This is a genomic window from Paenibacillus sp. FSL K6-1096 (assembly GCF_037977055.1).
GTDB lineage: Bacteria > Bacillota > Bacilli > Paenibacillales > Paenibacillaceae > Paenibacillus_AQ.
On record NZ_CP150274.1, the window covers coordinates 1204099 to 1221622 of the forward strand.

Annotated in this window: 17 protein-coding genes; 4 read left to right on the plus strand and 13 right to left on the minus strand. The window is 56.5% G+C overall.

Annotation, left to right across the window (positions count from 1 at the left end):
* Window position 1: 1 nt before the first annotated feature.
* Complete coding sequence (locus tag MHI24_RS05480) at window positions 2-1186, minus strand: endonuclease Q family protein (RefSeq protein ID WP_340024562.1); 1185 nt, start codon at window positions 1184-1186, stop codon at window positions 2-4.
* Window positions 1186-1758, minus strand: coding sequence for an NUDIX hydrolase (locus MHI24_RS05485; RefSeq protein ID WP_340024563.1), 573 nt, complete (start codon window positions 1756-1758; stop codon window positions 1186-1188). The genes MHI24_RS05480 and MHI24_RS05485 overlap by 1 nt, the downstream gene beginning before the upstream one ends.
* 77 nt (window positions 1759-1835) lie before the next feature.
* On the opposite strand from MHI24_RS05485, the gene MHI24_RS05490 reads away from it, so the two are divergent.
* The gene (locus tag MHI24_RS05490) at window positions 1836-2009 is read left to right on the plus strand and encodes a hypothetical protein (RefSeq protein WP_340024564.1); all 174 of its coding nucleotides are present in this window, start codon (window positions 1836-1838) and stop codon (window positions 2007-2009) included.
* 86 nt (window positions 2010-2095) lie between these two features.
* Here MHI24_RS05490 and MHI24_RS05495 read toward each other — a convergent pair whose 3' ends face one another.
* Window positions 2096-3223 (minus strand): M20/M25/M40 family metallo-hydrolase, encoded by a 1128-nt coding sequence (locus MHI24_RS05495; protein ID WP_340024565.1) that lies wholly within the window; start codon window positions 3221-3223, stop codon window positions 2096-2098.
* 103 nt (window positions 3224-3326) lie between these two features.
* Here MHI24_RS05495 and prli42 point away from each other — a divergent pair, with 103 nt between their 5' ends.
* Entirely contained in the window at window positions 3327-3428 is a 102-nt protein-coding gene (prli42, locus tag MHI24_RS05500) for a stressosome-associated protein Prli42 (RefSeq protein WP_340024566.1), read from the plus strand.
* Window positions 3429-3501: 73 nt separating this feature from the next.
* Here prli42 and lipB read toward each other — a convergent pair whose 3' ends face one another.
* The 5 genes from lipB to lpdA all read right to left on the minus strand — a co-directional run bounded on the left by lipB (window position 3502) and on the right by lpdA (window position 9772).
* Window positions 3502-4215 (minus strand): lipoyl(octanoyl) transferase LipB, encoded by a 714-nt coding sequence (gene lipB, locus MHI24_RS05505; protein WP_340024567.1) that lies wholly within the window; start codon window positions 4213-4215, stop codon window positions 3502-3504.
* A gap of 60 nt (window positions 4216-4275) precedes the next feature.
* Window positions 4276-5694, minus strand: coding sequence for a dihydrolipoamide acetyltransferase family protein (locus MHI24_RS05510; protein WP_340024568.1), 1419 nt, complete (start codon window positions 5692-5694; stop codon window positions 4276-4278).
* Window positions 5695-6033: 339 nt separating this feature from the next.
* Window positions 6034-7020, minus strand: a complete 987-nt coding sequence (locus tag MHI24_RS05515; RefSeq protein WP_340024569.1) for an alpha-ketoacid dehydrogenase subunit beta — start codon at window positions 7018-7020, stop codon at window positions 6034-6036.
* Between the two features lie 3 nt (window positions 7021-7023).
* Entirely contained in the window at window positions 7024-8055 is a 1032-nt protein-coding gene (locus MHI24_RS05520) for a thiamine pyrophosphate-dependent dehydrogenase E1 component subunit alpha (protein ID WP_340024571.1), read from the minus strand.
* 295 nt (window positions 8056-8350) lie between these two features.
* A complete protein-coding gene (lpdA, locus tag MHI24_RS05525) occupies window positions 8351-9772 on the minus strand; it encodes a dihydrolipoyl dehydrogenase (protein ID WP_340024572.1) in 1422 nt (473 codons plus the stop codon).
* A gap of 167 nt (window positions 9773-9939) precedes the next feature.
* On the opposite strand from lpdA, the gene MHI24_RS05530 reads away from it, so the two are divergent.
* Window positions 9940-10233: a DUF2627 domain-containing protein gene (locus tag MHI24_RS05530; RefSeq protein ID WP_340024573.1), complete on the plus strand. Its 294-nt coding sequence runs from the start codon at window positions 9940-9942 to the stop codon at window positions 10231-10233.
* A gap of 585 nt (window positions 10234-10818) precedes the next feature.
* Here MHI24_RS05530 and MHI24_RS05535 read toward each other — a convergent pair.
* The 4 genes from MHI24_RS05535 to MHI24_RS05550 all read right to left on the minus strand — a co-directional run bounded on the left by MHI24_RS05535 (window position 10819) and on the right by MHI24_RS05550 (window position 16097).
* Window positions 10819-11922: an IS4 family transposase gene (locus tag MHI24_RS05535; RefSeq protein ID WP_340024575.1), complete on the minus strand. Its 1104-nt coding sequence runs from the start codon at window positions 11920-11922 to the stop codon at window positions 10819-10821.
* A gap of 307 nt (window positions 11923-12229) precedes the next feature.
* On the minus strand, window positions 12230-14077 hold the full coding sequence (locus tag MHI24_RS05540; RefSeq protein WP_340024576.1) for an ABC transporter ATP-binding protein: 1848 nt from the start codon (window positions 14075-14077) through the stop codon (window positions 12230-12232).
* On the minus strand, window positions 14058-15869 hold the full coding sequence (locus MHI24_RS05545; RefSeq protein WP_340024577.1) for an ABC transporter ATP-binding protein: 1812 nt from the start codon (window positions 15867-15869) through the stop codon (window positions 14058-14060). The genes MHI24_RS05540 and MHI24_RS05545 overlap by 20 nt, the downstream gene beginning before the upstream one ends.
* Before the next feature lie 18 nt (window positions 15870-15887).
* Window positions 15888-16097 carry a hypothetical protein gene (locus MHI24_RS05550; protein ID WP_340024578.1) on the minus strand — a complete coding sequence of 70 codons (210 nt, stop codon included), beginning with the start codon at window positions 16095-16097 and terminating at the stop codon, window positions 15888-15890.
* A 183-nt stretch (window positions 16098-16280) separates the two neighbouring features.
* On the opposite strand from MHI24_RS05550, the gene MHI24_RS05555 reads away from it, so the two are divergent.
* Window positions 16281-16850: a thymidine kinase gene (locus tag MHI24_RS05555; RefSeq protein ID WP_340024579.1), complete on the plus strand. Its 570-nt coding sequence runs from the start codon at window positions 16281-16283 to the stop codon at window positions 16848-16850.
* Window positions 16851-16931: 81 nt separating this feature from the next.
* Here the strand turns inward: MHI24_RS05555 and MHI24_RS05560 are convergent, their stop codons facing one another.
* Window positions 16932-17510 (minus strand): hypothetical protein, encoded by a 579-nt coding sequence (locus MHI24_RS05560; RefSeq protein ID WP_340024580.1) that lies wholly within the window; start codon window positions 17508-17510, stop codon window positions 16932-16934.
* Window positions 17511-17524: the final 14 nt, after the last annotated feature.

Consider the following 17524-nt stretch of genomic DNA (forward strand, 5'->3'; position numbering starts at 1 on the left):
CTTAGGTCCTGATCACCTTGCCGTAGGTTCCTCCGCCTCCAGAGGAGAGTGCAAGCTTCCCGGTGCGGGCCAGCGCGATCAGCCCGGCCAGCTCCGCTCCCGCTACAGCGGCAAGCCCGGCTTCATCTGCCCGGTGCAATATATTCATCTCCGTGCCAAAAGCCTCCAGCAGCAGGTTCAGCTTACGCTTGCCCAACCCCGGGATGAACTCCAGCGGCACCTGGTAATGGTACGGCGGCCGGTGGGCCGGAACCTGCGGCTGCGAACGGTCGGCAATATGCAAAATCCGGTCCAGCACGCCCTGCACCAGCTTCGGACTGCCGCAATACGGGCAGCGCTCCGAGGTCGCATACGCTTCATCAATGATGCTGCCGCAGCCTGCGCAGTAGGTGCGGTGATATTTGCCCAGCCGGGGGTTCAGCCCGAAGTTGGCGCTGACCCGGCGTCCTTCAGCGCGCTGAAGTGCCAGCTTCAGCTCCTGGAAGGAGGGCTCGCGCATCTCGATGACATTGTACTCGCGGCCGATTTTGCCGAGGGAATGGGCATCGGAGTTGGTCAGGAAGCTGTAGCGGTCCAGCTCCGAGAGATAACCTGCCATCCCCGAATCCGCACTCAGCCCCAGCTCGACCGCTGCAATGCGTTCCAGCTCGAACAGCTCAGCCATACGCTCCGCAGCACAGCCGTAGAGACCCTTATGGGGCGTGAAAATATGCGCCGGAATCAGCAGCCCGCCCCGCCCGGTAATCTCGTCCTGAAGGACTCTGGAGGGCGCATACAGGCGCTGCGAGCTGAGATTCACATTGCGCATATGGGCGCTCATCCACTTGCTGAAATCCTCCATTGCCGCAAGGTCCGGCATGAAGGCCAGCACATGGCACTCTTTGCGCCCGGGCTCGCGGATCTCAATCTCGGTCCCCAGGAGGATAGTCGTCCCCCGGTAAGCAATGCCGCCCCCGGCGGCCAGCTCCATCTCCCCGGAATCGAGCGCCGCACGGATATCGCGCAGCACGCCCGGCGCGTGGCTGTCGATGATGCCGATCAGGCCGATCCCCTTGCGCTCCGCTGCCTCCTTGGCAATCCCGGCGAAGGTGAGGTCGCGGCTGCCGCTGATTTTGACCGCCTGGCCCTCCGAGGTCCGGCCGATATGCACATGCAGATCGCAGTAGATGCTCTGCAGCTCCGCCACTAGTGCCACTTACCTGTCAGCGTATACAGATGCCAGGCATAGACCGCCATCATCGTCTTGGCATCGGCAATACGTCCATCCGCAATATACTGGTAGGCCTCCTCCAGCGTCAGCTCGGAGACCTCCAGGAACTCATCCTCATCGAGCGACATCTCGCCCGGCTGGGCGTCCTCGGTCACATAGAGGTGAATGATCTCATCGGCGAAGCCGGGAGAGGTGTAGAACGATTTCAGCAGCGTAAGCCCGCCGCTGTGGAAGCCGGTCTCCTCCTGCAGCTCACGCCCCGCAGCCGTCAGCGGATCTTCGCCCGGGTCCAGCTTGCCGGCCGGAATCTCCACCTCCGTGCGATGCATCGGCTGGCGGTACTGCTCAACGACCAGCATTTTACCTTGATTCAGCGCCAGTACAGCAACGGCTCCGGGATGCTTCACCACCTCACGGGTCGCGGTCTTGCCGTCCGGCAGCTTCACGGTATCTACCTGCAGCGAGATGATATGCCCGTCAAATATCGGCTTGGTCGACAGCGTTTCTTCATCCAGGGCGGGATTGCTGTGCTTTTCATTATTTTTCATAGAGTTATGGTCTCCTTTGGCATCGTTATGCATAGGGTGTATTATAGCAAACTTATGAAGAAAGAAGGAATGCAGGCATGAATAACCCCCTGATCCAGGCAAGCTCATCCGCAGTAACAATGGTAGGTACACCGGAGCAGATTAAGTCGGTCCTCGCAGGCTGGATGAAGCAGTACGGGCCCGATATGCCCCTGTCCTACGTTCTGCTGCTCCAGGCGGATTCGCGGATCAAGGCTTCCAAGGCAGGTTAATGCCGCAGCGTTCTTCTTAATGCTTCCAAAAAGGAGCTGTCTCCCGGTATACCCGGAAGCAGCTCCTTCTTGCCGTGAGGACGCGGTCAGCCCTGCTGGCTCTCGGCAACAATGGCGACCACCAGCCGCGCCACCTTGACGATATCAGCAGCCTTAATCCGTTCCTTCGTAGTATGAATATGCTCGTAGCCCACGGCCAGATTGATTGTAGGCACCTTGTGGCCGTTGAACACATTGGCATCGCTGCCGCCGCCGGAAGCAAACTGCCGCGGGGTCAGTCCCAGCGAAGTGACCGCCCGTTCCGCCAGCTTGACTACCGGATCATTCTCATTAAAACTAAAGGCCGGATAGATCAGCTCGCTGCGGAATTCGCTCTGCGCACCATACTCGCGCGCCGTCGTCTCCAGCGCTTCCCGCATCGAAGCCACCTGCCGCTCGACCTTCTCCTGCACAATGCTGCGCGCCTCTGCATCGAGCTGCACATGGTCACAGACGACATTCGTCGGACCACCGCCGGAGAAGCTGCCGATGTTGGCGGTGGTCTCTTTGTCAATCCGTCCGAGCTTCATAGCCGAGACCGCCTTGCTTGCCACCTGAATTGCGCTGATGCCATCCTCCGGGTTCACCCCGGCATGGGCCGATTTGCCGATGATCTGCATCGCCATCCGGGCCACGCCCGGTGCTGAGGTAGCAATCGCGCCAACCTCACCGTTGGAATCCAGCGCGAAGCCGTAATCGGCATCCAGCAGCGCCGGGTTCATCGCCCGTGCACCCATCAGGCCGGATTCCTCGCCTGCCGTAATGACGAACTGAATCTGCCCGTGCGGCAGCTTCTGCTCCTGAATCACCCGGATCGCTTCGAACAAGGCGGCGAGTCCGGCCTTATCATCAGCGCCTAGAATCGTAGTGCCGTCGCTGGTAATCCAGCCGTCCTCTCCCAGGGAAGGCTTAATGCTCTGCCCGGGAACCACGGTGTCCATATGGCAGGTGAACAGCAGCTTCGGTGCACTGCCCCCGCTGTCCGCAGGCCAGGTTACGAACAGATTGCCTGCGCCGTGCCCCGTTCTCTCCATCGAATCATCTTCCACTGCGCTCAGGCCAAGGCCCGCGAACTTCTCCTTGAGCACCTCGGCAATCTGCCGTTCATTGCGGGTCTCACTGTCAATGCGGACAAGCTCCATGAATTCATTGATTAACCGGTCTTCGGATATCACTTGGACTTCCCTCTCTTTCACGGATACGTTACAATAGTAATATTGCGTTCAATACATGCCTATGCTCTATTCTTAACTTACACTATTCCCAAAGGAGTCACTCATGCAACGACAAAAATGGTTCCGTATCGTCATCTACATCATGCTGATCGCCATGATCGCCTCTACCGTGCTGTTCGTCATCGAGCCGTTCATGGCCGGTTAGGACTCATCTCTGGTTGTCTAATAGCAGCGTCCGGGTTCCCCGGGCGCTGTTTGACCTGGGCGCAATAAGGCGTTCACTGGTCAGCGGCGCTTAAGGCTCCGGCTACCGCTTCATAGGGAAATTCATGCAGGAAATACGGCACCAGCTCTGCGGCAACCTTTTCTACGTCAAAAGTCTGCCCGGTGCATTCCGCAAGCGAAGTCACCCCATACTCTGCAATTCCGCAGGGAACAATCCCCGCGAATCCGCTCTGCCCGATGCCGGCCGAGATGTTGAAGGCGAAGCCATGGCTGGTAATGAACCCCCTGCGGGATTTGCTCCGGTTGAACTTCACGCCGATGGCACATATTTTCTCGTCGCCGACCCATACGCCGGTATAGCCCTCCTTGCGCGTTCCAGTGATCCCATAGGACTTCAGATAAGCGATAATGACCGATTCCAGCCTGCGCAGATAGCCGTGCAGGTCTACCCTGCCGTCCCCGCCAAGCTTCAACAGCGGATAGCCGACCAGCTGGCCCGGCCCGTGATATGTAATGTCTCCTCCTCGGTCAATCTCAAACAGCGCAATTCCCTGCTGACTGAGCTGTTCCCGGCTGAGGAGCAGATGCTCAGGATGATTCTGTGAGCCGATGGTATATGTTGGCGGGTGCTGCAGCAGAATCAGCCGCTCGGGGGCGGTGCCGGCATCGATCGCCCGGACCGCCTCCTTTTGCAGCTCCCAGGCCACCCCGTACTCCAGCAGCGGGAGATAAGTAACCTCCAGTTTGCCTAAATTCAGGTGTTCCATGATTATAAGCACCCCTTCGCTTCTCATTCGCCCTGCCCCGGGGGACCCGGCCGTCTTCACTTAGTACAGCTTCGTATCCGGTGTATAGCCCTCCACGTTATCCTTCACCCGCTGCAGGAAGCGTCCGCTGATGACGCCGTCCAGAATCCGGTGATCCAGCGACAGGCAGATGTTCGCCATTGAACGCACAGCAATCATGTCATTGATAACGACCGGCTTTTTGACAATGGATTCAAAGGTCAGAATCGCCGCCTGCGGATAGTTAATGATAGGGTAAGACAGAATCGAGCCGAACGAGCCGGTGTTGTTCACCGTGAACGTACCACCCTGCATATCATCCAGCCGCAGCTTGCCTTCGCGAGTCTTCAGCGCCAGCTCATCGATCTCGCGGGCCAGGCCGGCGATGTTCTTTTGGTCGGCTTTTTGGATCACGGGCGTCATGACAGAATCCTCCGTGCCCACAGCCAGCGAGATGTTGATATCGCGCTTCACAATGATCTTGTCCACAGCCCAGACGGAGTTCATGATCGGGTAATCCTTGATCGCACTGACCACGGCCTTCATCAGAAAAGCCAGATAGGTCAGGTTAATGCCCTCCTTGCGCTTGAACTCATCCTTCAGCTTGTTGCGCAGCACAACCAGATTGGTCACATCAACCTCGATCATCGTCCAGGCGTGCGGGATCTCCGACACACTCTGCCGCATCCGGGTAGCGATTGTATTACGGATCGGCGTGACGTCGATCAGATACTCCGACATGCCGTCCCGTCCGCGCTCGACCTCAATCGTCGGAATCTTCGGCGATTCGCTGAGGTGCAGGCCGGAGTGGCGCACCGGCTGCAGCTCTTCACGCTCCGGCTGGGCCACCTGGACGGGCGGCTGTATTGGTGCGGCCGCCTGAGGTGGTGCAGCGGCAGGCGGTGCGGTGGCAGCAGGCTGCGCGGCTGCGCCGCTTGTAAGGAACGCGAGCACGTCCTTGCGGGTGATGCGTCCGCCCAGGCCGGTGCCCGGCACGGCCGCCAGGTTGATGCCGTGCTCGGCGGCCAGCGACTGCACGGCCGGAGAGTAACGGGAGCGCATTGGCGCGGCGGCGTCTACCGCCGGAGCGGGTGCGGACGGCCGCGCGGCGGCGCTGTGCGCCTGCGGCGCGGTGCCGGAGGCGGCAGATGCGGAGCTGCCGCCTGCCTGCGGCGGCGCGGCAGCAGCAGGCGCCGCCGGAGCCGCACCGGCCACGGCGATGCGGGCGATGATCTCGCCGACGCTGACCGTCTGGCCCTCTTCGGCCAGCAGCTCGGCCATCGTGCCGTCCACCGTGGCGGGCAGCTCTGCGTTCACCTTGTCGGTGATCAGCTCGCAGATCGGCTCATATTGCTCGATAGGGTCGCCCGGCTGCTTCAGCCACTTCCCGATGGTCGCCGAGACCAGCGATTCTGCCAGCTGCGGCATAATTACATCCGTCAGCGTTGTATTGTCAGACATAATGTCACTCCTTAAAGTTTTGTAAGCGTGGACTTCTCGAATTTGCTTCGTACAAAACTGGCTTCGGAAGCATAGGCTTAGTTTTGTAATCCCAATTGGATAATCAGCCATGAAATCCTGCACTGAATGCAACAATCGCCCATAACACTCTGCCCAAAATCAATAATGTTGCACGAAATGCAGCATTGCTCTTCATTCAGGCGGCTAAGCGGACATATTGTTGCATTTCCTGCAGCATTCTGCCCGTTCCACTGTTTATTTCATATCCAAAGTTGCAATTTCTGCAACATTCTTCCCCGGGTTCGGGTCGCAGTGTCCGGGCAGGATGAACGGTTGAACTTAGTACTGCGCCAGACGCAGCATCTCCGCCTTCACCTTGTCCTTGCTCAGGAGGAAGAACTTCTCCATCGGCGGTGAGATCGGCATTGCAGGCACATCCGGCCCGCACAGGCGGAAGACCGGCGCATCCAGGTCGAACAGGCAGTGCTCGGCAATGATTGCCGCCACCTCGCCGCCGATCCCTCCGGTCTTGTTATCCTCGTGGATAATCAGCACCTTGCCGGTCTGGCGGACCGCAGCGATGATCGCATCGCGGTCCAGCGGCTGCAGGGTGCGCAGATCGAGAATATGCGCGGTAATGCCGTGCTCGTTCTCCAGCTCCTCTGCCGCCTGCATGGCAAAATGCAGCGGCAGGCTGTACCCGATCACTGTAATATCACTGCCCTCACGCAGCAGATTCGCTTCACCGATCGGCACGGTGTAATCGCCCTCCGGCACATCACCCTTGATCAGCTTATAGCACTTCTTGTTCTCGAAGAACAGCACCGGATCGGGGTCACGGACAGCCGCCTTGAGCAGGCCCTTGGCATCCGCTGCCGAATAAGGGGCGACAATCTTCAGTCCCGGCGTGCCGAAGAAGATCGACTCCGGACACTGGGAATGGTACAATCCGCCGAAGATGCCGCCGCCGATCGGCGCGCGGATGACGACCGGACAGCTCCAGTCGTTGTTAGAGCGGTAGCGGATTTTGGCCGCTTCGCTGATAATCTGGTTCGTAGCGGGCAGCATGAAGTCGGAGTACTGCATCTCGGCAATCGGCTTCATGCCATACATCGCCGCTCCTATAGCAACGCCGGCAATTGCAGATTCCGCAAGCGGGGTATCGAGCACACGTTCAGCGCCGAACTGCTCCTGCAGTCCCTTCGTGGTGGTGAATACGCCGCCCTTCACGCCGACATCCTCGCCCAGCACGAACACCGACTCATCGCGTTCCATTTCTTCCTTCATGCCCAGCCGGATTGCATCGATATATTCCATCATCGCCATGGCTTATACCCCTCCCTTAAGGCCGGATTCATCATACACATGCAGCAGCGTGTCCTCCGGTTTCGGGAACGGTGCATTCTCCGCATAGGCAATGGCCTCTTTCAGTTCAAGATTATATTCGGCAGCGAGATCACTCTCCTGCTCATCACTCCATAGACCGAGTCCGGTCAGATAGGTGCGGAAGGCGGCGATGCCGTCTTTTTTCCAATTCTCATCGACTTCCTCCTGCGTCCGGTAAGCCAGATCGTTATCCGAGGTGGAATGCGGCGACAGGCGGTACATCATCGCTTCAATCAGGGTTGGACCTTCTCCGGCCAGCGCGCGCTCACGGGCTTCCTTCACTACCCGGTACACCTCCAGCGGATCATTGCCGTCCACCCGGACACCGGGGAAGCCGTAGCCGAGCGCCCGGTCACTGACCTTGCCGCCGAGCTGCTTGTGGGCCGGGACAGAGATCGCATACTGGTTGTTCTGGCAAAAAATAATCATCGGCAGCTTATTCACACCGGCAAAGTTGCACGCTTCATGGAAATCTCCCTGGTTGCTGGAGCCTTCCCCGAAGGTGACGAAGGAGACGAACTGCTTCTTCTGCATCTTGGCCGCCAGGGCGAAGCCTGCTGCGTGCGGAACCTGGGTAGTAACCGGACTGGAGCCCGTTACGATGCGCAGCCGCTTGTGTCCGAAGTGGCCCGGCATCTGCCGGCCGCCGCTGTTGGGATCCTCCGCCTTGGCGAAGACGGACAGCATCAGCTCCCGCGTAGTCATGCCTACCGACAGGACGAAAGCATAGTCCCGGTAATACGGCAGGAAATAATCGTTCTCCCGGTCCAGCGCGAAGGCCGCTGCCACCTGTGCCGCCTCCTGCCCGATGCCTGACACGTGGAAATTAATCTTGCCCGCGCGCTGCAGCAGCAGACTGCGTTCATCATATTTGCGTCCGAGCTGCATGAATCTGTACATATCAATTACCTGGCCATCAGTCAGTCCAAGCTGCTTATGTCTGTTAGCGGTCTCTACAGTACCTTGGGATTCCATATAAGAGGTACCTCCTAGAAAGTATTGCCAGCGCACTCCATCCAAGGACCTGCTCACTAACCGGTCCAGGATGTATCCGCCAGGCGGGTTGACCATAATAATACATATATATGCCCTGATCCTATAACCAGGTACTAAATTCATTATAATCGTTTTCGCTGCAAAAAGAAAAGCCAAAATCCATCCGCCCGGCGGAGTCTTTTGGAACCGACACGTATAGCCGGTATGGAGCGGTATTGGCGCATTACACGCCCTCCGCTCCCTCCGGCATTCTTGTTAATCCCTGTATCGCACGCTAGAAGCCGATTGCTCTTCCATCCACCGCCAGCATTGCCTCACCCAGCACCTCCGACAGCGTCGGATGGGCGTGAATGGTCTCACCGACCTCCCAAGGTGTAGCGTCAAGCACCTGGGCCAGTGCGGCTTCACCGATCAGATCGGTGACATGCGGGCCAATCATCTGCACACCGAGAATATCGCCGTTCTTCGCATCGGCCACTACCTTGACGAAGCCGTCTTTCATACCGTAGACGACCGCCTTGCCGATGGCCGAGAACGGGAACTTGCCGGTTACGGTCTCGCGCCCAAGCTGCTTCGCTTCCTTCTCCGTATAACCGACGCTCGCCACCTCCGGCCGTGTATAGACACAGCGTGGAACGAGATGGGTCTCATACGGATGCAGCGCCTCGCCCGCCAGGTGATTGACCGCCCGGATGCCTTCATGGCTGGCCGCATGGGCCAGCTGCAATCCGCCGATGCAGTCCCCGATAGCGTAGATATGCGGCTCCGCTGTCTGCATATTGGCGTTGACCGCAATGACACCTGTGTCGAAGCGGATGTCCGTATTTTCCAGGCCGAGATTCTCGATATTCGCCACGCGTCCAACCGAGACCAGCAGCTTCTCCGCCGTCAGCGTCTTCGCCTGCTCACCCTTGCGGGCTTCAATGGCAATTCCGGCCTCTGAGATCCGGGAGGTCTCCGCATCCACCGTGGTTCCGGTGAGCACCGTAACCCCGCGCTTCTTAAGCAGACGCAGCAGCTCGCGGGCTACCTCTTCATCCTCCTGCGGCAGCAGCTGTCCGGCAGCCTCCACCACCGTCACCTGCACCCCGAAGTCAGCCAGCATTGAAGCCCACTCTACACCGATCACTCCGCCGCCAACGATGATGATGGATGCCGGCAGCTCCGTAAGCGTCAACGCTTCCTCACTGCTCAGAATCACCTTGCCGTCCGGCTGAAGGCCCGGCAGAACACGCGGACGCGAGCCGGTTGCAATGATGAGATTCGTAGAGACCACGGTCTCCATCTCGCCATCCTCCAGCTCCACGGCCACCGCGCCGCTGCGCGGAGAGAAGATGGAAGGGCCGATAATCCGGCCTTTGCCCTTCACCACCTGAATCTTGTGCTTCCGCATCAAGTACTGCACTCCCTGGTGAAGCTGCTCGACGATTGCTTCCTTGCGCTGCTGCACCTTGGGAAAGACCAGCTCTACGCCGGCCGTCTCTATACCGTAGCTTTCGCTCTCGTTAATTTCAGCCAATACCTCTGCGCTGCGCAGCAATGATTTGCTGGGAATACAGCCGCGGTGCAGGCATGTTCCGCCCAGCTTGTCCATTTCGATCACGATGACAGATTTGCCAAGCTGCGCGGCGCGGATCGCCGCCACATAACCGCCTGTCCCTCCGCCGAGTATCGCCACATCACAGGTCATTGTCATGATATGTATCCTCCAGTCATTCCTCTTAAGTTCAGCCTAACCTATTATATTGTACTCCCATTCGGCCGCAATACAAAACTTACAAACGTCATATATCCGTAGACTTTTAACCGGGGAAACGTTATCATATGGGTGAATCGTAGCGGCTGCGCAGAGGAGGGACTGTTATGAAACTGCTGATTTCACGCTTCATTGCCATTCTGATCCTGGTCATCCCCGGCCTCCTGGCCATGACGGGCTTCCTGATGATGAAGGATGATCTCTTCGATTATTTCGCCATGCATGGCGATGAGACCGCCGTTCCCGTCTTCAACTGGCTGCATTTCGGCGGCGGATTGGTGCTTTTTCTGGCCGGAATGAGCTTCCTCGGCGGCTGGATTTTGACCCGTGACCGCAAGAAGAACTACGTCGGCCCCCGCTTCCGGGAGAAGCAGAAGGCCCAGCAGCCTCCATCCTCTTAATCTATTACCCCCATACAAGCAGGGGATGCCTCAAGCCATGAACGGACCGGCTGCTGAGGCATCCCCTTGTTGGTTACAGACTGATCCACACTGAACCAGGCGCTCCAGGTTTCCCCCAAATGCCTGCTTGAAGCTCACAATGTACTCTAGCCTACTCTCTGACTAACTAAACGATTGATCAGCTGATAAATGTAATTTGTACAACTAAAACGCTTGGTTTTCAGCCACATGAAGGTTTAATTGCAATTTGTACACTTATAAAAACCCATTCTGCTTTAACACACCCATTTGCCTAATTTTAATTGTATGGAATACATCTATACCGGTTGTCCGGGTCTATTCGACTCAAAATAACTGCAAAAATACAACTATCCATCCGCAATCCGCGGTCATCCTACCCACAATTAATTACCCGCTGGACACGATACGCATAGAGCAATTGCAGAACGTACAGCAGAATCGGGCCATATCCGGCAGAAATCAGCAGCTATTGTACTTTATACAGCAGAATGTTGCTCAAACCCGCTTTTAGGCTCAACTCCGCAAAATCTATTGTACTAAATACACGCCTGTTGATTAGCTAAATTATGGGAATGTAAGATCATTAGTCAAAAAAGTAATCCATTCTACGGGTAATCGTTGCAGCGTAAATAAGCGGTCAAAATCGGCAAACGTTAGTTTGGCGCTCCAATGAACCACTGCATTTCCTTTGTCAAAGAGGAATTTCAATAACACATAAACCAGTAAAGCGGTATACAACTGTCCGTACACAGCATTGGGTGTGGTCCCAAATAAGGTTGGAATGTTTAAATGCTGCTTAATCCAGCGAAAAAACACTTCGATCTGCCACCGCTTCTTGTAAATTTCTGCAATCCGTTCAGCGGAGTGCCAGTGTAGATTCGTAGCAAGAATCACCGGGTTGCCTTGTGGGTCTCTTAGAATTACTACGCGAAAACGGTTCTTGGAAAGCCGTTGTCCTTTTCCTAATTGGCAGGTGAAATCTTGTTCGAGAGTTCCTGTGAAGGGTTCGCTTCGTATCCGGGCAACCGGGGACTGAAAGAGCGTGTTGTCCCGAAGCCGAATGACAAAGCATTGGTGCTGCTCCAGATACTCATCGAATCGTTTGTGACTGCCATACGCCCGATCGGCTACGATAATAAACCGTTTGTCGATCAGCTCGGGACAGCTTTTAAAATCATGGGAATTCCCTGTGGTCTCGGTCACCTTAAAGAGCCGGCCTTCATCGGCCACCACCGACACGTGTAATTTGATTCCTGCGCGTTCGCCTTTCAGCGGAGCCCAAGGAAGCCGTTCTTTCCCGACGGTAATTTTGGTGGAATCGACGAGAAGTAAGGCTTTGGGAATCCCTAAATGTCTTCGGGTCGAGCGATTACACAGATCAATCATGAGGTTCAGCAATTGCTTAAAAAGCTCGAAGGGAACATCTTTCGCTTTTTTGGAGAGCGTAGAATGGTCCACGGGTCTAAGACCGCTGGAATCCATGCGTACTTCACCATCCCGATATCCCTCCCACTGCTGAAACGAAGCCTCCGCCAAGAATAAAAAGAGGTCATAGACGGTAAACTTTCTTGCTTTATCGACATATTCAAGTTCTTGAAGAAACGGTGAGAGTTTCTCTTCAGGAATCACTAATTGCAGAATGTTCGAGATTGAAGTAGACTTTTTCATGAGGTCGCCTCGTTTCGGATGTTTGTAGGGGTACAAACACTTTACCGAATGAGCGGCCTTTTTGCTACCTTTTTTTGGCTAATCAACAAGCCTGTACTAAATACAGTAGACGGAGCTTTTTCGCGGGAAATCCGGTTTTCTGTTGTACAAACTGCAATTACCTTACTCGAATAGCACCTGAATGGCATTAGCATTCCAGCTAAACCACCTCTAAACCGCCAGCGTACATTCCATTTATCGGCCTCCGCACATACTGCCTTCCTACATTCCTTCCGTACAAAGTCCACTCCGCGCACTCAGCGCTCACTCACTCGCCGGCAGCGCCCTTACTTCCCTGCACCAGCTCGCGGTAGAGACCGCCCTGCTCCAGCAGCTCCTCATGGGACCCTTGCTGCAGCAGACGACCGCCTTCCAGCACCAGAATGCGGTCTGCTGCGCGGATCGTCCCCAGCCGGTGGGCGATGACGAAGCTGGTCCGTCCGCGCATCAGGGTCTGGAGGCCTTCCTGAATCTTAATCTCGGTCACCGTATCGATGCTGCTCGTCGCCTCATCCAGCACCAGCATTGACGGATTCGCCAGTATTGCCCGGGCAATGGCCAGTAGCTGCTTCTGGCCCTGGCTGATGCCGCTGCCGTCCACCGACAGCATCCGGTCATAACCGTCCTGCAGACGCATGATGAACGCGTGGGCATTGGCCAGCTTTGCGGCTTCCTCAACCTCTTCATCGGTGGCATCCAATCTGCCGTATCGGATATTATCGCGGATCGTCCCTTTGAACAGGAAGGAATCCTGGAGCACGAAGGCCATATGGCTGCGCAGGCTCTCCCGGGTAATCGTGGACAGCTCCTGTCCGTCCAAGGTAATGGTTCCCCGGCTCGGATCATAGAAGCGGGACAGCAGGCCGATCAGAGTGGTTTTGCCCGCTCCTGTAGGCCCGACCAGCGCAATCGTCTCTCCGGGCTTCGCCTCGAATGTAATTCCCTGAAGCGTGTCCGCCCCGCCCTCATAAGAGAAGGCCACATCGGTGAACTTGACGGCTCCCGCCACATGCTCCAGCTTGACCGCCGCCCCCTCATCACGGGCTTCCGTCTCCTCATCCAGCACCTCAAACACCCGCTCCGCACCGGCGATGGCCGACAGCAGCGTGTTCCACTGGTTCGCCAGATCATTCAGGGGACGGGTGAACTGGCGCGCATATTCGGCAAAAGCAATAATAATCCCCACCGTCACCAGCCCGCGGATCGCCAGCAGCCCCCCGACCCCGGCCACGATGGCGAAGCTTAAGTTGTTCAGTCCGTTCATCAGCTTGGGAATGAAGCCCGAAATCGATTGGGCCCAGTAGCCCGACAGCATAATCCGCGTATTGCGCTCCCTGAAGCCGTTAATGACACGCTCCTCCTGCGAGAAGGCTTTGATAATCCGCTGCCCGGACAAAGTTTCTTCGATAAATCCGTTCAACTCGCCCATATTCCGCTGCCGCTCCTTGAACAGCGGGCCGGTCCGCCGGGTAATCCAGCGCATCCCCAGCATCATCAGCGGCACCACGATGAAGGTAAGCAGCGTCAGCAGCGGGCTGAGCCACAGCATCACACCGACCGTGCCGACCAGCGTCAGAACGCTGGAGAAAATCTGGATCGCTGAGCTGTTCAGCGTTGAGCTGATATTCTCAATGTCATTGGTCAGACGGCTCATAATCTCCCCCTGCTGCCTGCGGTTGAAGAAGGAGATCGGCAGGCGGTGCAGGTGGGAGAACAGATCCGTCCGCATCCGGAAGACGGTCTCCTGGGCCACTTCGATCATCCAGACATTTTGCAGCCAGGAGACCAGAGAATTCAGCAGGTAGACCAGAGCCAGCACCAGCAGAAAAATCCCCCAGGTCCTGCCCCCGGCCCCTCCCAGATAATCATCCACGGCGCGGCTGATCAGGTAGGGTCCAAGGAGCGCCAGGCCTGAGCTTAACAGCACCATGAACAGCACCAGGATCAGCTTGGCTCTGCGTTCGGCGAGATAGGCCCAGATCCGTCTCAGGGTGCCCGACCAATTCTTAGCCTTGGCCTTTGGCTTACGGTTGCCCATGGCTCCGAACACCTTGGCTTCGCCAAGCCCTACATCCAGCTTCGGATAACGGAATGGATCAATGAGTGCTTTGAACATGCTGCACCCCTCCTGACTGGGATTCATAGATTTTGCGGTAGAGCGCGGACTCTTCCATTAACCGGTCATGCGTCCCCTGCGCAATCAGCCTGCCTTCGTCCAGCAGCAGAATCAGATCGGCCGAGGCCGTAGAGCTGATCTTCTGCGTAATCAGGAAGGTGGTGCAGGACAGCTTCTTCAGTTCAGCCAGCAGCCGCCCCTCGGTCACCGCATCCAGGGCACTGGTGCTGTCATCCAGAATGAGGATCGCCGGCTTCCGGACCAATGCCCGCGCAATCGTCAGGCGCTGCTTCTGTCCGCCGGACAGATTGACTCCGCGCTGCCCGAGCTTGGTGTCATACCCCTCCGGGAGCGCAGCAACGGTCTGATGAATCTGCGCCGCAGCCGCGGCCTGCTCAATGTCAGCGTCGGTGGCCTGCTCATTCCCCCAGGCAATATTCTCGCGGATCGAGCCGGTGAACAGCAGCACCTCCTGCGGCACATAACCAATCGAGTGGCGCAGCGTCTGGATATCCATCTCCGTATGGTTCTTTCCATCCACCCGGATTACTCCGCTGCCGCATTCATACAGACGGGGAATCAAGGTGATCAGCGAGGACTTACCCGAGCCGGTTGCGCCCATAATCGCCACCCGCTGCCCCGGCTGTACGGTGAAGCTGATATCCTCCAGGACCTTGATATCACTGCCGGGATAGCTGAAGCTCACCTGTCGGAACTCTACCTTGCCTTCAAGAGCCGCCGCATTGCTTCCTGCCCTCTCCCGGTCAGTTCCCTTGCTCAGGCTTGGCCGGACACCGCCCTCCTCCTGCACAGGAACCAGACCGTTCCCGCCCGTCAGCTCTCCCGGTCCTTCGCTGGCGGCCAGCACTTCACCGATCCGCGCGGAAGAGGCGCGGGCGCGCGAGAAGCTGACCATAATCCAGGACAGCGCTGACAGCGCTCCCATGGTACGCAGCGAATAGTTAATGACGGCGACGGTCTCTCCGAGTGTCGCATCGCCTGTAGAAATCTCAATCCGGCCGAACCATAGCACCGCTAGAATCCCCGCATTGACAATAATCATAATGAACGGGGTTGACGTCTCGGTGAGCCTCAGGGCCTTCACCGTCGATCGCATCAGCGTCCCGCTGAATGAAGCGAACCGGCCGATCTCATGGCCCATGCGCACGAAGACGCGGATCAGCCGGATGCCGGTCAGGTTCTCCTGAATCACACCATTTACATCATCGAGCCTGCTCTGCACGGTGCTGAACAGCGCGGAGGCTCTGCGCATCAGCCAGATCATGAAGAACACCAGGAACGGCAGCGTCACCGCCAGCAGCAGCCCCAGCTTGACATGCACAACGAGCGCCATTAGGACGCTGCCGATCACCACCAGCGGGATACGGGTCATGAACCGGAGCCCCATGAATATGGTATCCTGCAGTTGCGTAACATCCCCGGTCAGCCGCGTGATCAGCGATGAGGTGGGAAAGCGGCTGAAGACCTCATAAGTGAAGGACTGCACCTTCTCATACAGCTTATCCCGCAGGTCAAACGCAAACCCTTGGCTGACATGGGATGCAAAAAAAGAGCTGAGTATGCCCGCAAGAAACGCTACAGCCGCGCTCCCTACCAGCACACCGCCCCATAACCAGACAACAGCGTTGTCCTGCTGGCGGATACCTTGATCGATAATTTTGGAGATCAGGAGCGGCTGCGACAGCTCTACGGCCAGCTCAATCAGCATCATAACCAGCGCCGCAATGGCGGCTACACGATATTTGGTAAGATAAGACATCGTTAGCTTCATCGAAGATACCCCATTTTTTTATTCGTAGAGCGCTTCCCGCAGACGGGTGGACATCGCCGAGCCCTGTCCCGATTTCAGGATTACCCGGCGCAGCGCCTTGTTGCTGCGGTCCAGCTCAGCCAGCCCGGCCAGCATATCCGTTAGTAATTCCTCCGTCTCCGGGGTTAGCTCCCCCTTCTCCCGAAGCCGTTCCATCCGTTCCTTGTATTGCTCCACCATCTCTGCCACTTGACCTTACTTCCTCTCTGTTCACTGGATTCTCCTGCTGAACACACAATTGGATATATTATAGCACATCCCGGACCGCAGGAATGTTAGCACTGGCTACCCCGGCACAGAATATGATACTCTAGTAAGGTCGATTTTTCGGATGTGTAACAGAGAAGCTGAACCGTGAAAGGATAGATGGACGTGGCACAGTTATTTTTTAAGTATGGGGCAATGAACAGCGGCAAATCCATTGAGATTCTCAAGGTTGCCCATAATTATGAAGAGCAAGGCAAGTCGGTGCTGCTCTTTACGCCTTCCATCGATAACCGGGATGAAGTCGGATACATCTCCTCCCGGATCGGTCTGCGCAAGCAGGCCATTCCGATTGAAGAGAATACGGATATGTACAGCATCGTCAAGAATAGTCTGCCGAAGCCCCACTGTGTGCTGGTCGATGAATGCCAGTTCCTGAGCAAGGACTGCATCCTCCAGCTGGTGCGCATTGTGGACGAGCTGAATATTCCGGTCATGGCCTTCGGCCTGAAGAATGATTTCCAGAACAATCTGTTCGAGGGCAGCAAATATATGCTGATCTACGCCGACAAGATTGAGGAGATGAAGACCATCTGCTGGTTCTGCGAACGCAAGGCCACCATGGCGCTGCGGGTCGAGAACGGCAAGCCCGTCTACAGCGGCAAGCAGATTCAGATTGGCGGCAATGAAGCATACTATCCGGTCTGCCGCAAATGCCATAAGAACCCGCCTTTATAACATACCCGCTCTGGGAATAGCAAAACGCATTTCGGCCCTGGAAAGGCTGAAATGCGTTTTTTCATAACTTCTATCTTCCGATCAGTACAGAATCTCAATCTGCCTATATTCCTTCACTGGTTCAGTGCTTATAAAAACATCCGGTTCCGAATGAGCGCTCACAAGCGCATTCAGCGTGTTCAGCTCATAATACCATTCTCCCGTATCCTGATAGAGATATCTGCCGTTATAGGAGATTCTTCCATATTCATTGGGACCCAGCCCAAAGGCCGGCTCGTTCAAAGGATGATACCGCTGGTCATACCGGACTGGCTTTCCTCCATCCTTGGAGTAGTGGTAACTGAACAGGTATTCCCGTTCAATCTTGTCCACTTTGACGCAGCCTATAATCCAAGACTCAGCCCCGGGGTCCAGGATGACGCTCTTGTTGTGAACAACCTCGAACCCTGCCTTGTTCTGCGCAATCAGTATACGATGGAAGGGAAGACCATAGGACAAATCGTATGTAAAAATGGTGTCCGGCAGGGTAAAGTTAGCCTTGTAATTGTTGCGCGCCGTTGAAAAAGGAGCCCCCCTCACTTCCTTCTCCCACCTGATGGTCATGAATTGCAGGAGCAATCTCTCTTCGTTCCGGCGGCCTTTATGCCAGGTCTTGTGCATATTTCATCCACCTC

Bases quoted from the DNA above. Each gene is read 5' to 3' on its own strand.
- lpdA (WP_340024572.1), bottom strand. From the start codon at position 9,772: ATGACAATGACCTGTGATGTGGCGATACTCGGCGGAGGGACAGGCGGT.
- MHI24_RS05515 (WP_340024569.1), bottom strand. From the start codon at position 7,020: ATGGCGATGATGGAATATATCGATGCAATCCGGCTGGGCATGAAGGAA.
- MHI24_RS05510 (WP_340024568.1), bottom strand. From the start codon at position 5,694: ATGTCTGACAATACAACGCTGACGGATGTAATTATGCCGCAGCTGGCA.
- prli42 (WP_340024566.1), top strand. From the start codon at position 3,327: ATGCAACGACAAAAATGGTTCCGTATCGTCATCTACATCATGCTGATC.
- MHI24_RS05530 (WP_340024573.1), top strand. From the start codon at position 9,940: ATGAAACTGCTGATTTCACGCTTCATTGCCATTCTGATCCTGGTCATC.
- MHI24_RS05545 (WP_340024577.1), bottom strand. From the start codon at position 15,869: ATGAAGCTAACGATGTCTTATCTTACCAAATATCGTGTAGCCGCCATT.
- MHI24_RS05520 (WP_340024571.1), bottom strand. From the start codon at position 8,055: ATGGAATCCCAAGGTACTGTAGAGACCGCTAACAGACATAAGCAGCTT.
- MHI24_RS05485 (WP_340024563.1), bottom strand. From the start codon at position 1,758: ATGAAAAATAATGAAAAGCACAGCAATCCCGCCCTGGATGAAGAAACG.
- MHI24_RS05535 (WP_340024575.1), bottom strand. From the start codon at position 11,922: ATGAAAAAGTCTACTTCAATCTCGAACATTCTGCAATTAGTGATTCCT.
- MHI24_RS05540 (WP_340024576.1), bottom strand. From the start codon at position 14,077: ATGTTCAAAGCACTCATTGATCCATTCCGTTATCCGAAGCTGGATGTA.
- MHI24_RS05560 (WP_340024580.1), bottom strand. From the start codon at position 17,510: ATGCACAAGACCTGGCATAAAGGCCGCCGGAACGAAGAGAGATTGCTC.
- lipB (WP_340024567.1), bottom strand. From the start codon at position 4,215: ATGGAACACCTGAATTTAGGCAAACTGGAGGTTACTTATCTCCCGCTG.
- MHI24_RS05490 (WP_340024564.1), top strand. From the start codon at position 1,836: ATGAATAACCCCCTGATCCAGGCAAGCTCATCCGCAGTAACAATGGTA.